Raw genomic sequence first — 12,785 nt, 5'->3', positions numbered from 1 at the left:
CTTCCCCGTGTTCCTGTCAAGTTTGCGAGACCCCCGCCAGCGGCACACTCTGTCACAACAAACTGACCGATGACCCTGCAATAAATCGTTAAAATCGCTTTGTTAATCCGTTCACTATGCGGTATGGCTAATATCTGCAAAAAAACGAAATTGCACAAAAAATATCAGGTCCGGCTTCGTCGTTTAAGGAAAATGCCTTAAACTGGAAAACCGGGTCAAAGCCCAAAAGCAACGCGCTAGGGAGTTGTACTTGATCGAACCGCAACAATATGGACAACAGGCGCTGCAGGAACACCTGCTGCTTGATTACGTGCAACGCCTCGAAACCCGGAAATTCGGGCATCGCGCGGTGCATATCCATTTGTCGCGTCTCAAACCCTTTCACCGGCGCGATTATCATATCCGTGTTGCGACCAATACCTTTGAAAGCTACGTCAAACTGTTTGTTGGGCGCATTTTCGTGCTCAGCAATAATGACCTGCTATTCATCTGGAAAGACAAATCCATTGCCGATGTCGAACCGGGTGTTGAAACTTTGCGCTATCTGTTTCGCGATGATCCGGTTGCACAGGATGAAAGCGAAGAAACCGGTTTTTGCACCTGGTACAACCTGAATACCGAATTTCAGGAATTTGTGCTGTTATGCCGCTATATGAGCGAAAACGCGCAAAAGCAGCAACGGCGCGATATGGCTGCCGACCCAAAGGTCCAGTTGCAGCCGATCAATGCCGACAACCTTGCACAGCTTGAAGAAACAATTCACAGCGCCGATCTTTCCGCCCATATCCGTCAGCAACCGGTTTGTGTGCTGTCTAAAACCAATGGGGGCGAACTTCACCCGGTTTTTGACGAATTTTTCGTCTCCATCGCCGAATTGCGCGATGCCATCATGCCCAATATCGACCTGGCATCAAATAAATGGCTGTTTCAGCACATGACCGAAGTGCTCGACAAACGCATGTTGAACTATCTGTGCAAACGCACCTTTAAAACACATGCGGCATCCTTTTCGATCAATCTCAACCTGGCGACCCTGACCACCCGGGAATTTGAACGGTTTGACGAAATCGTGCGCCGCAACTGGCCGGGCAATGTCATTCTTGAATTTAACCAGGTGGATCTGTTTTCAAATCTGGAAACCTATTTGCGCCTGCGCGACGAATTTCATGAACGCGGCTATCGCGTTCTGATCGACAATCTGACAGTGGAATCGCTGTCATTTGTTGATCGCAACAGCCTGAAGGCGGATTTCATCAAGGTCGCCTGGCGTGAAGAAATGACCGATAACGTCATTCGCAAAAAATACAGCGAAATGGATACGCTGGTTCAGCAATCCGGCCGCGAACGGGTTATTTTATGCCGCTGTGATACGCCAACGGCCATTCGTTTCGGACAATCGCTCGGCATTACCCTGTTTCAGGGGCGCTATGTTGACAATATGGTTGCCCGCAGCCGCCGCACCAAAAACGCCAGCAAACAATCTGCAAAACCGGCCAGACCGATAAAAGCCCCCCCGCCGCGCAAACCGCAGGTGTAAAACCGCACCCTTCTTTCCTGCATTCTTCTTTCCCTCGCCCGATATTTCACCCACCATCCGGGTTAACGCTTCTGGCGCGCCCAGGTCCTGTCAGTTCCTGGCAGGAAAGCGGTAAATCTTCTTTGCAGGAAACGAACAAAAGCAGTACAAAAACGGGATGACTTACGCGATTTGTCCCCAGTGCTTGCATAAATGGCGCCCGCAGGTTTTACCGGCGCGCGACATGCCCTGCCCGCAATGCAGACAAAAACGCGTCATCCACCATGCCGAACTCCCGGACCTGCATATTGGTCATCTCGATTGCGATGCCTTTTATGCCTCGATCGAAAAACGCGACCGCCCGGAACTGGCAAAACAGCCGGTTATCATCGGGGGCGGCAAACGCGGGGTGGTTTCGACCTGTTGTTATATTGCCCGCAAATTTGGCGTTCGTTCCGCCATGCCGGCCTTCAAGGCCCGCGAACTGTGCCCCGATGGCATTTTCCTGCCCCCCGATATGGCAAAATACCAGCGCGAAGGCATGCGCATTCGCGACATGATGCGCGCCGTAACACCAATTATCGAGCCGCTTTCCATCGACGAAGCCTTTATGGATTTAACCGATGCCTATGCGCGCACGGGCAAAAGCCCGGCGGAAAATCTTGTCGCCCTGCAACAGCAGATTTTCCGGGAGGTTGGCATAACGGTGTCGATTGGCCTGTCCTATAACAAGTTTCTGGCAAAAATTGCCTCGGATCTGAAAAAGCCGTTTGGCTTTTCCCTGATCGGTCAGGCAGAGGCGGTTGAATTCCTGGCGGACAAGCCGGTGCGCATGATGTGGGGGGTAGGCCCCGCGATGGAACGCAAACTGCACCAGGATGGCATTACAACCATCGGGCAACTGCAAAGGCTCGACATCCATCAATTGCAGGGGCGTTATGGCAGCATTGGCAAGCGGTTTTTCCATTTTTCCCGCGGGCAGGATAATCGCCAGGTTGAAACATCGTCCGAACGCAAAAGCCTGTCGTCAGAAACAACCTTTAGCGACGATCTCGCCGATCTGGCATCGCTTGCGGATATTTTAACGCGCCTTGCCGAACGGGTCGCCCGCGACCTGGAGCGCAAACGCCTTTCGGGCCACACGGTGGTGCTGAAATTAAAAACAGCCGATTTCAAAACCCGCACCCGCAATATGCGCCTGACCTACCCGACCCTGAAACAGGACGTGATTTTGCAAACTGCCATGACCCTGTTACAGCGAGAAATTGACGGCACCAAATTCCGCCTGCTGGGCGTTGGTGTCTCCGACCTGTTTGACGCCGATGCCGCCGACCCGGATGACCTGTTTGCCCCCTCATGCCAACATGAGGCAATAAGCAATGGTGACGAAAACACGATCGCCCCAGAGAGCAGCCAGGATCGTATGCCATCACCAATACCGGCACAGGACCTGTCAAAGGCCGCCAGCACCCCCGCAGCCTCCCTTGCGCGTGCCCACATGAAGCCCGCTGCACAAGCCGATCTCCGCAACGATTTTTTACCGCGCCCCAGCCTCGAAGAAATTCGCGAAAGTTTAACCCGCCCCTATCGCAAACAGGGCAAACCACCACGCCAGCATAAATTTCCGTTCTGAGCAAAAAAGGCGAACGCACAGCCGCAAACGAATCACATGCCACTGTCAGAGTCGCGAATCCGGATAAAGAATTTTATCCAACCCATTGAAAATGGGCCAAAAACAAAAAATCACCCAACCCGTCCGGGAAAGGTGATTGGTACATTTCCGATCAAGGAAATGGCGTCCCCTAGGGGATTCGAACCCCTGTTGCCGCCGTGAAAGGGCAGTGTCCTAGGCCTCTAGACGAAGGGGACGCAGATCGCAAAGCGATTTTATGTGATGCTTACTGGTGGCGTCCCCTAGGGGATTCGAACCCCTGTTGCCGCCGTGAAAGGGCAGTGTCCTAGGCCTCTAGACGAAGGGGACGCAGATCGCAAAGCGATTTTATGTGATGCTTACTGGTGGCGTCCCCTAGGGGATTCGAACCCCTGTTGCCGCCGTGAAAGGGCAGTGTCCTAGGCCTCTAGACGAAGGGGACACAGTCACCAATAAAGCATTTTACCGTTAACGGGTGGCGTCCCCTAGGGGATTCGAACCCCTGTTGCCGCCGTGAAAGGGCAGTGTCCTAGGCCTCTAGACGAAGGGGACACAGTCACCAATAAAGCATTTTACCGTTAACGGGTGGCGTCCCCTAGGGGATTCGAACCCCTGTTGCCGCCGTGAAAGGGCAGTGTCCTAGGCCTCTAGACGAAGGGGACGCAGCGCGTTAACGAGGCCGGTTTTTAGCGATTGGACAGGGTAAGGTCAAGCGGGTTTTTTGTCCTTGTGACGTTTTTTTTAATCCTTTGGCATTTTTAGCCGTTTTTCGGTGCCTTGCGCCCCCTGCCCCCGACCATAAATGCCAGCCCGGCAACACCAAGACCGATACCAAGAAAGGCAAACATCCATTGATAACCCAATGTTGCCGCATCAGCCGGATAATGACCGATGATCATACCGGCCAGGCCCTGCAATACGAAAAGCCCGCCAAAGGTGGCCAGATTGACCGTTGTCAGCGCGCGCCCCACCAGATGCGGCGGCACCGCAGCGCGGCTTGCAGCATAGTTAAGCGTGGCACAACTGCCCAGAAAACCGTGAGCCATCATTAAAACCGCCGCCAGCCAGACATGACCGGCCCCAAACAGCGCCTGACAGATCAAAAGGGCGGTGGACACAAAAACCGAAAACAGAATAAGCGGTCGCGCCCGCCCGCCCATAACCCGCGAGACATGCCCGTAACAGGGTGGCCCGAAAATCATGCCAATCGTCATGCCCAGCAAAATATTGCCAACTTCAACCGGGGAAAGATGGAAAACATCCTGCAAATACGGCCCACCCCACAGGCCCCGTACCGTCAGGATCGTCGGATAGGCAAAAAAGCCCACCGCCACCAGCAGCCACATCTGCCGGTTTCGCCAAACCTCCATGATGCCCTGCAAAACTTCGCGCATGCTTTCGCCCCGACGCGCTTGCTTGCGACGCATATGGGGCGGGTCATCACGCACCATGACAAAGGTCAGCACCACGGAAAGCAGGCTAAGACCCGCCAGCCAGAAATACACCCCGCGCCAGCCCTGATATTCGATCAGGGCGGCCAGCGGTGTTGCCGATGCCAGAACGCCCAGCAAACTCAACGCGACAATAATACCCGATGTTGCGGCAAATTTTTCGGGCGCAACCCAGCGCGACGCACAGACCAGTGTTGCCATAAAGGCCGCCGCACAGCCCATACCAATAATCCCCTGCCCGATCATCAGCCCGGTCACACTATGCGCGCTGGCAAAGACGACAACCCCAAGCACGGTCATGATCATCATGATGCCATTGGTTTTACGCGGGCCGTAACGGTCCAGCATCACACCAACGGGAATCTGCATCAGGGCAAAGGCAAAATGAAAACTGCCTGAAATAAAGCCGAGTTCCTCGGGTGTGACCCCCAGCTCGATCCGCAGCGAATCAGCCAGAAGCGCCTGTGCTGAGCGATAAAACTGGCTAAGGGAAAAAGACATCAAAAGCGGCACCAGAACCAGAACAAACGCAAGTTTGCCCTGGCCCCATCCCTCGCCCGATGATGTCACATCTGTCTGATTTTTTTCTGTCATCCTATCGGAATAGGATGATCAGGCCTGCTCTGCAAGCCTGCCTGCCAGATAAGCAGGTGTATCACCGTTATACGTTTTCTTTTGCAGGTAAGTCAGGAACTTGTCACGGAAGCCGTCAATGACGGAATGGATCACACTATCGCGCGCCACAAGGGCTTCGGCCCAGGCCCGGATCTTCGGATAGCCGGAAAGATAATCTTCGCCCAGCGCCTGCTCGACAATCAGAAGGCGGGTAAAAACCGGGGCCCAGGCGGCATCAATCAGGCAAAAGCTGTCCCCGTTAAAAAATGTACCCTCAATCTGGCCTTCCACCGGTTTGAACCCTGCCATCAGGGCCTCGCGATGGGTTGCGTAGTCTTGCGCCGTTTCCGCCATCATCATATGAAAAGAATTCATCAACTGGTTGCCGCCAACCTCGATCCAGGCACGATTCTTTGCCTTTTCAAGCGGATCAACAGGATGAAGCGACGGCGGGTTGGTTTCATCAAGATATTCGTTGATCACGGCACTTTCAAAAAGGACTTCGCCCTTTTCACGCAGCACCGGCACCTTGCCCAGTGGCGAAATTTCCAAAAACCAGTCCGGTTTGTTGGCCAGATCAATATAGGTCAGATCAAATTCTACATTCTTTTCCAAAAGCGTGATCACGGAACGCTGTACAAAGGGGCATAAATCGAAACTGATCAGTTCGGGTTTGCCGGTGGCATTCATTGCGATTTCCTGTTTGCTGCCTGAATCACTACAAATGATAATGCCCGTAAAATAGGAAAAAATCGCCGTTTCGCCACCCGCACCGCCAGAACGAACCCCGACAGGCCCCGCAAAAGGTAATATTTATGGCGTTAACATTTACGCCCCCAACGGGGGCTGGCATTGTTTAGTTCAACAGGGAAAAGCTGGTTTTTCGCGGACCGGGAAGTATTTGCGACTTGACCCCGTAGCGCCGCTGGATTTCATCAAAAACGCCATTGCGATGCAGTTCGTTCAGGGCCTGCCGCCAGGGCAATATCACCGTTTCCGGCGTGCTCGGCGAAAACGCCAGGTAAAAGTCGTATTTACCCAGCGGAACGACCGGAACAACCCTGGACGGTGCAATGCCCAGCTGGCGACTTTGACTTGTGACCACCAAATCAACCGTTTCCCACAATGCAATACGGCCGCTCAGCAGCATCTTCAGCCCCGTATTTGGCGCATAAAGCGGCATCACATTGTTAAAACCAAGGGCACGCAAGGCCCGCTCGGACGCACTACCAGCATTCACCCCGATTGCCGAAACGTTGCGGGCGTCCTCTATCGACCGGATTTTGACCGGACTGTCTGCTAATTGATAAAGAGCCGTTTCGCTATGCGTAATCGGCCCAACCCACTTAAATTCGTGTTCGCGTTCCGGTATGCGCACCATCGAAAAAGCGGCGGTATAGGGCTCGCGATTCAGTATCGAGAGCACGCGCTTCCAGGGCATCATCTCGAATTTGCCGCTATGCCCGACCAGGCGCGCCATTGCCGAAACGACTTCGGCACCGATGCCACTTAATCCATCATCGGTCAGATAATTAAAGGGAGGCAGATTTTCGGTATAAATACGAACCGATCTTGCCGCGCCAATATAGCCATCATCATGGCCTGCCCCGACCACCTGCTGGGCGGCGGCGGCAACCGGCGCATATAACAAAAAGGCAACCGCGATGACCACATGGACAACACGCATAGCGAGAGCCAAGCCACTGTAAGACATCAATTAATTACCATGTCTTATATGTTCGGCCGGTCGGAAAAGGAAATTTGTCTGGCGCATATCGAGCGTACTCCCAAATATGTGCTTTCAGGAAATTCAACCCGAAAAACACTATTCGCTACAAAAATACCTCGTACTCCCAAGGACTTGTTGATTGCCAGCGACGCCAAACATCATCTACTCTGGTTAACTTGCAATACTGAAAACACAAGGATCAATTTTACTGAATAAAATCGCCCCACAATTGTTCTCGCTTCAAAACATCACAAGCAGATAAATATCTGGAAGCGTCTTTCTTTTTTTTATCAACAGTGAACTGCGGACTTAACTCTGTCCGTCGTAACTATACTATCGTTTTATTGCCACTATCGCAGACTATACCGGCCTTAACTCGAAAAAAAGTCAACAATAGTTGAGCATGGAAAAGACTTATAACGAAAAAATTCGACATTCAACCAAAAAATTTCGCGGTGCGTCTATTTCGCGCCAAACGAGAACTTTAGCCAAATCACCCCTTCCCCCATTCACTATCCAGGACGATGGAAATGGCAAAAGATAGCCGTGCCACGACGTTACCCGTCCTGAGCCCCGATCTTGGCGAACGCATCCGGCACGTTGTCGATATGTTTGACCGAAAAAAAGATGCCGCCGCAGTGGCGGGCGTCATTCCCGAACAGCTCAATCGCTGGTGCCAGGCAAAATCCGAACCCCGTTTTGTTGGCATTGCGCGCCTTGCCAGGGCCAAATCTGTCCGTCTTGAATGGATCGTTACAGGAGAAGGTCCGGTTCATCATCATGCCGAGGCCTATCCCGGCCCCGCATCCGAAATGCCGCACAGCAAAACAGAAAATATCCTCCAGGCACTGCATCCGGATGCAGATGATGCCCCCGACAGCCTGTTTCAGCCCCCGCAAAACCTTGAAAAAGACGGGGATGGCATACGCCAGATGATTTCTGGGGATGGTTCGGGTCCGGCGTCGGAATCCGCGCAAAAAAAAAGCGCACACCAGACACAAAAAACGCACAATTCGCGCGTTTCAACACGTACTGGTGACAACACCATACAATTTAGCAATGACAGTTTGCTGTCGGCCATTATTACCGGCTTTCTGACCACAGAAGGCATTGATAACGCGCCGATAATCACCCGAAATATTCTCGCCACCTATCGCGAGATCATCCATCTGCTCGGCAACGAGCCCGACCAGGCGGAAACAGGCACCCTGATCGCCCAAATCGTATCGGCAATCATTCGCCATCATACTGTGATGCCTCATCGCGAGACCACGGAAACAAAATAACCCCCAAAAGGCATCGCACCCTGTTCCCCGCCGTCAAGCAGTGCGGGAACAGGGCCGGATACAGCCAGGGCCCTCACGACCTTCCTCCGAATGAAGTTTTACGCCGTCGCGTTTCTGCAGGTACCCGGCATTATCAGGTAAAAAGCGCCACCGGCGCGGCAATGTCGTCGATCATAAGCTGCACGCCTTCGCGGCCCTGCCAGGTATCCCGGCGCAAATGCCCCAACACATGAAGCGGGCGCCCGCCATGACGCAACAATGTCTGGCCCATGTCATTATCCAGGCAGCGAAAGGCAATCGCCTTCAAACGGCCCTTGCCATTGCTGCCCGACAAAATACACCTGACGTGATCAGCCCCCACCACATCGGCCTTCACGACCTTGCAATCGGTGAAAACAAAGCGGGGTTCGGCATTGCCGGCACCAAACGGCCCCATGCGCTCCAGCGCGTCAATCAGCTCGACGGTTGCGCCCATCGCGTGAAGGGAGCCATCCACCGTCATGGTCGGGCGGATATTGTTTTCGGCAATCAGGCGGGCAAAGCGGCTTTCAAGGAAATCTTCAAATTCGGCATGTTTTTCGGGGTCAAGCGTAAAACCGGCGGCCATGCCATGCCCGCCGCCATTGACCAGCAAACCGGCCTGGCGGGCGGCAATAATGGCCGCCCCCAGATCAATCCCGCGAACAGAGCGGGCCGAGCCTTTGTAAACCCCATCTACCCGTCCCATCACCAGGGCGGGAACATGGTAGCGGTCCTTGAGACGACTGGCGACAATGCCGATAACACCGGGATGCCAGTCCTCGCCGCCTACCAGCACCATTGCGCCGATGCGGTCCTTTTCCTCAACCATGCGGATCGCCTGGTCCAGGACGTAATCCTCGATCGTTTTGCGCTCGCGGTTAAATTCATCAAGCCGCACCGCAATGGTCCGCGCCCTGGCCGGGTCATCGCCCGATAACAGCGCGGTGCCAAGCCCGGCTTCGCCCACGCGCCCGCCAGCATTCACCCGTGGTCCCAGCACAAACCCAAGGTGATAGGCGCTGGGGGTTTCATTAACCCCGCCCACATCGGACAACGCGGAAATACCGCAATTGCCGCGATGGCGCATAATCTTGAGCCCCTGGGTCACAAAGGCCCGGTTCAGCCCGCGAAGCGGCACGACATCGCACACTGTACCCAGGGCAACCAGATCCAGCCAGTTACGCAAATCAGGCGCTTGAAGGCCCCTTTTCTGAAAATAGCCACTTTCACGCAAGGCGCGGCACACGGCAACCGACAGCAAAAAGGCAACTCCGGCGGCACATAAATCGCCCATCCCGCTATCATCATCCAGCCGGTTGGGGTTCACCACCGCCACGGCTTGGGGCAATTCAGGCTCGGCGGCATGATGGTCCACCACAATCACATCAAGCCCGGCATCGGCGGCTTCTGCCAGCGGGGTATAGGCCGTCACACCGCAATCCACCGTTAAAACAAGGCTGGCCCCCTTGCGTTTCAAATCCAGCAATGCCGGGGCATTCGGGCCATAGCCCTCGGTCAGGCGGTCGGGAATATGAACCGCGATATTATGGCCAAGGGCGCGAAACACCCGCACCAAAAGCGCCGTACTGGTGGCACCATCCACGTCATAATCGCCAAACAGGGCAATTTTTTCGTTGTTTTCCAGCGCGGTTACAATGCGGGCCACCGCCTTGTCCATATCGCGCAAAGACGACGGGTCGGGCATCAGATCGCGCAGGGTGGGCGTTAAAAAGGCTTCGGCATCGTCAAGACCAATGCCGCGTGCGGCCATGACGCGCCCCACAATATCGGGCACGCCAAACCGTTGTGACAGGGTCACGGCCAAACGGTCATCCACATCGCGCTGACGCCACCATTTACCGGTAACGGAACGCTCGATCCCCAAAAAGGTGCTTTCACTGGAGTGTTGTGCTGTCATGACGCCATTGGATAGCGCAAAGAGACGCTTCCTCAAACCCCGAAATGCTGCTCTGTCACGCAAATTCTGCTTGTGCCCGGGGCAACACGACCCCAACGTGTATAACCCGTTTAAAAAGACACCTGGCGGCAGAAATGCCGACAAAGCCATAAAAACATTTATTGCGCCCATAAAATTTGGCAGCAGCAAAATTAACGATAATATTTAATACAAAAATCGGGACTCTGTTTTTGAAACTTGCGGCCTGAAAACAGTCTTCATCCTCGCTGATGAAGGTACCTGCTTTCCGGTATAGTATTGGTCATACTTTCAGAAAGAAAAATTTCAACATCTGTTATTTCCCAACAAAAAAACGCCATATTCACGATTGCGACTCACAGATGTTGCTTGTGATAAAGACCCCTGTGTGAGAAATTCCAACCAATATCAAAAATTGGCGAACCGCCAAAGACGGTAAAAAACCGTCACATTTCACACGGGATCACGAGGCCTGTAAAATGAAGAAGTCCGCACGTCGCGGTCTTACCGCAATCTGTATGCTGGGAGGCATCATCTCCCTGCCCTTTGTCATGTTTTCACCGATGATGTTTGACTCACCGGGTTCGGAAAACAATATCTATCTGCATCTGCTGTTTGGCAGCGTTTTATTATTCCCGGTCATGTCGTTTAGCGGGGCCTTTTTCCCCTGGCTGTTACGCCGCTGGGCATGGTCGGCATGGTTTTTCCTGTTCCCGTTTTTCGGCACCGGCTTTGTGATTTTTTCGGCAACACTTTTGCAAGTCAGATGTGGCGGCAATTTTGCCTGCGTAAGCTGATTTGACCGATATATCACTATCAGAATCACCAAAGGCCCGCCGGGGTTTGACGGGCCTTTGGCTTTTAAATGTCCGAGCAGCAAGGCGTTGATCAGGCAACAGCCGCCTGAAGCGACTTCATATCAATCACAAACCGGTATTTGACATCGGATTTCTGCATCCGCTCATAAGCGGTGTTAATCGACGCCATATCGATCATTTCAACATCGGAGGTGATGTTGTGTTCGGCACAGAAATCAAGCATTTCCTGCGTTTCCTTGATACCGCCAATCAATGAACCGGCAATACGTTTACGGCCCAAAATCAGCCCGGCACCGTGGAAACCTTCCAGCGGTTCGACCGCACCGACAATCACCATCGTGGCATCACGTTTCAAAAGACCGATATACGGGTTCAGGTCATGTTTGACAGGGATGGTATTGAGCAAAAAGTCAAAGCTGCCTGCATGGGCGGCCATCGCATCCCCGTCCTTTGAAACAAGAACTTCATGCGCGCCAAGACGCTTGGCATCTTCGCCCTTTTTGGCAGATGTCGTGATCATCACAACATGTGCACCCAGCGCAGCGGCGAATTTAACACCCATATGGCCCAGCCCCCCCAGGCCGACCACGCCCACCTTGTCGCCTTTTTTCACATTCCACTGGCGGAGCGGCGACCAGGTTGTGATACCGGCACATAAAAGCGGTGCAACCGCCTTGGTATCCAGATTGTCAGAAACGCGCAGAACGAACTTTTCGTTCACAACCACCTTGCCGGAATATCCCCCAAAGGTCTGACCACCCAGCACTTTATCTTCGCCATTATAGGTGCCGGTCATACCGTTTTCACAATATTGCTCCAGCCCTTCCTCGCAGGACGGGCAGGACTGGCAGCTGTCAACCATACAGCCCACACCCACCAGATCACCGGGCTTGAAGCCTTTGACATGGGCCCCGACATCGGTCACGCGGCCAATAATTTCATGGCCCGGCACCACCGGATACATGGCAATACCCCAGTCATTGCGCGCCATGTGCAAATCGGAATGGCAAACACCACAATAATCAATTTCAATGGCAACATCATGCGCACCGGTCTGACGGCGTTCAATCGTCAGCGGGCCCAGATCGGACGTTGCGGATTTGGCACCAAAAGCTGCAACCTGCATTTTTTCTCTCCGTGAATAGAGTGATTAGTCAGTCAATCTTGCCATAAAAAATAATCACGCCGTAATCCCCGCCCAAAAGACATCAAAGCTGCGATGAATATGTTTGCCTGTTTCAACCGCATCCAGATTTTGGCGTCGCAGAAAATCGACAGCAACGCCAAGCTGCACGGTGGACAGTTCGCTAATATATTCAACAGGCAAATCAACCAGTTCTCGCTGATCAACGCCCTCTTGCAGTTTTTGCACCTTCAATTCAAAAATTGCATCTGCCCGCGCAAGTGCGGCAGGACTTAACGCCAGCGCAGCCCTAAGAAGATTGCAAACCTCATGACGGAGCGGATGAGTCAGGGCCCATTTGATATAGCCCTGCCAAATGCCGAACATGACTTCCTTTACCGACATTTCCCGACCAAGACTGGCAAGCACATGTGCGGCAATATCTTCCTTGATTACCAGATAAACACTGTCAATCAATTGCTGTTTGGTGGGAAAATAATTAAACAGCGTCCCGTTGGAAACGCCGGCTTCCGCCGCTATTTTAGCTGTGGAAACCGACACGCCGTCGCGGGCAAAAAGGCGGATTGCCGTGTCAATCAGATGTGCCTGTTTGTCTTTCATGCCGCGACCCTACCAAAA

At 53.4% G+C, this 12,785-nt stretch carries 10 protein-coding genes and 5 tRNA genes; 4 read left to right on the top strand and 11 right to left on the bottom strand.

What is annotated here, in order from left to right; translation table 11 throughout:
• Window positions 1-250: 250 nt before the first annotated feature.
• Together TH25_RS13340 and TH25_RS13335 are read left to right on the top strand one after the other, a co-directional pair.
• Window positions 251-1,537: an EAL domain-containing protein gene (locus TH25_RS13340; RefSeq protein ID WP_114088912.1), complete on the top strand. Its 1,287-nt coding sequence runs from the start codon at window positions 251-253 to the stop codon at window positions 1,535-1,537.
• Between the two features lie 157 nt (window positions 1,538-1,694).
• Window positions 1,695-3,149 carry a DNA polymerase IV gene (locus TH25_RS13335; RefSeq protein WP_114088911.1) on the top strand — a complete coding sequence of 485 codons (1,455 nt, stop codon included), beginning with the start codon at window positions 1,695-1,697 and terminating at the stop codon, window positions 3,147-3,149.
• A gap of 160 nt (window positions 3,150-3,309) precedes the next feature.
• On the opposite strand, the gene TH25_RS13330 is transcribed toward TH25_RS13335, so the two are convergent.
• The 8 genes from TH25_RS13330 to TH25_RS13295 form a co-directional block, all read right to left on the bottom strand.
• Window positions 3,310-3,385, bottom strand: a tRNA-Glu gene (locus TH25_RS13330).
• Between the two features lie 36 nt (window positions 3,386-3,421).
• Window positions 3,422-3,497 (bottom strand) — tRNA-Glu (locus tag TH25_RS13325).
• Between the two features lie 36 nt (window positions 3,498-3,533).
• Window positions 3,534-3,609: transfer RNA gene (locus TH25_RS13320), tRNA-Glu, on the bottom strand.
• Between the two features lie 34 nt (window positions 3,610-3,643).
• Window positions 3,644-3,719 (bottom strand) — tRNA-Glu (locus TH25_RS13315).
• Between the two features lie 34 nt (window positions 3,720-3,753).
• Window positions 3,754-3,829 (bottom strand) — tRNA-Glu (locus TH25_RS13310).
• 96 nt (window positions 3,830-3,925) lie between these two features.
• Complete coding sequence (locus tag TH25_RS13305; protein WP_114088910.1) at window positions 3,926-5,212, bottom strand: MFS transporter; 1,287 nt, start codon at window positions 5,210-5,212, stop codon at window positions 3,926-3,928.
• A gap of 18 nt (window positions 5,213-5,230) precedes the next feature.
• Entirely contained in the window at window positions 5,231-5,923 is a 693-nt protein-coding gene (locus tag TH25_RS13300) for a glutathione S-transferase family protein (RefSeq protein WP_114088909.1), read from the bottom strand.
• A 166-nt stretch (window positions 5,924-6,089) separates the two neighbouring features.
• Entirely contained in the window at window positions 6,090-6,947 is an 858-nt protein-coding gene (locus tag TH25_RS13295; protein WP_114088908.1) for a substrate-binding periplasmic protein, read from the bottom strand.
• A 545-nt stretch (window positions 6,948-7,492) separates the two neighbouring features.
• On the opposite strand from TH25_RS13295, the gene TH25_RS13290 reads away from it, so the two are divergent.
• Window positions 7,493-8,248 carry a hypothetical protein gene (locus TH25_RS13290; protein WP_147253018.1) on the top strand — a complete coding sequence of 252 codons (756 nt, stop codon included), beginning with the start codon at window positions 7,493-7,495 and terminating at the stop codon, window positions 8,246-8,248.
• A gap of 133 nt (window positions 8,249-8,381) precedes the next feature.
• Here the strand turns inward: TH25_RS13290 and recJ are convergent, their stop codons facing one another.
• Entirely contained in the window at window positions 8,382-10,187 is a 1,806-nt protein-coding gene (gene recJ, locus TH25_RS13285) for a single-stranded-DNA-specific exonuclease RecJ (RefSeq protein ID WP_114088906.1), read from the bottom strand.
• Window positions 10,188-10,684: 497 nt separating this feature from the next.
• Here recJ and TH25_RS13280 point away from each other — a divergent pair, with 497 nt between their 5' ends.
• Window positions 10,685-11,002 (top strand): hypothetical protein, encoded by a 318-nt coding sequence (locus TH25_RS13280; protein ID WP_258549148.1) that lies wholly within the window; start codon window positions 10,685-10,687, stop codon window positions 11,000-11,002.
• A gap of 91 nt (window positions 11,003-11,093) precedes the next feature.
• Here TH25_RS13280 and TH25_RS13275 read toward each other — a convergent pair whose 3' ends face one another.
• Together TH25_RS13275 and TH25_RS13270 are read right to left on the bottom strand one after the other, a co-directional pair.
• Window positions 11,094-12,149: an NAD(P)-dependent alcohol dehydrogenase gene (locus TH25_RS13275; RefSeq protein ID WP_114088904.1), complete on the bottom strand. Its 1,056-nt coding sequence runs from the start codon at window positions 12,147-12,149 to the stop codon at window positions 11,094-11,096.
• Window positions 12,150-12,203: 54 nt separating this feature from the next.
• Window positions 12,204-12,767: a TetR/AcrR family transcriptional regulator gene (locus TH25_RS13270; protein WP_114088903.1), complete on the bottom strand. Its 564-nt coding sequence runs from the start codon at window positions 12,765-12,767 to the stop codon at window positions 12,204-12,206.
• Window positions 12,768-12,785 lie beyond the last annotated feature (18 nt).

Source organism: Thalassospira profundimaris (genome assembly GCF_003326755.1).
In the GTDB taxonomy this organism is placed as follows: Bacteria; Pseudomonadota; Alphaproteobacteria; order Rhodospirillales; family Thalassospiraceae; genus Thalassospira; species Thalassospira profundimaris_B.
The sequence above is the reverse complement of the archived record's forward strand: the minus strand, read 5'-3'. Positions and strand labels throughout refer to the sequence as shown.

What these genes read in the sequence shown, in the direction of transcription:
- TH25_RS13335 (WP_114088911.1), top strand. Translation starts at nt 1,695, where the DNA reads ATGACTTACGCGATTTGTCCCCAGTGCTTGCATAAATGGCGCCCGCAG.
- TH25_RS13305 (WP_114088910.1), bottom strand. Translation starts at nt 5,212, where the DNA reads ATGACAGAAAAAAATCAGACAGATGTGACATCATCGGGCGAGGGATGG.
- TH25_RS13300 (WP_114088909.1), bottom strand. Translation starts at nt 5,923, where the DNA reads ATGAATGCCACCGGCAAACCCGAACTGATCAGTTTCGATTTATGCCCC.
- TH25_RS13295 (WP_114088908.1), bottom strand. Translation starts at nt 6,947, where the DNA reads ATGTCTTACAGTGGCTTGGCTCTCGCTATGCGTGTTGTCCATGTGGTC.
- TH25_RS13290 (WP_147253018.1), top strand. Translation starts at nt 7,493, where the DNA reads ATGGCAAAAGATAGCCGTGCCACGACGTTACCCGTCCTGAGCCCCGAT.
- recJ (WP_114088906.1), bottom strand. Translation starts at nt 10,187, where the DNA reads ATGACAGCACAACACTCCAGTGAAAGCACCTTTTTGGGGATCGAGCGT.
- TH25_RS13280 (WP_258549148.1), top strand. Translation starts at nt 10,685, where the DNA reads ATGAAGAAGTCCGCACGTCGCGGTCTTACCGCAATCTGTATGCTGGGA.
- TH25_RS13275 (WP_114088904.1), bottom strand. Translation starts at nt 12,149, where the DNA reads ATGCAGGTTGCAGCTTTTGGTGCCAAATCCGCAACGTCCGATCTGGGC.
- TH25_RS13270 (WP_114088903.1), bottom strand. Translation starts at nt 12,767, where the DNA reads ATGAAAGACAAACAGGCACATCTGATTGACACGGCAATCCGCCTTTTT.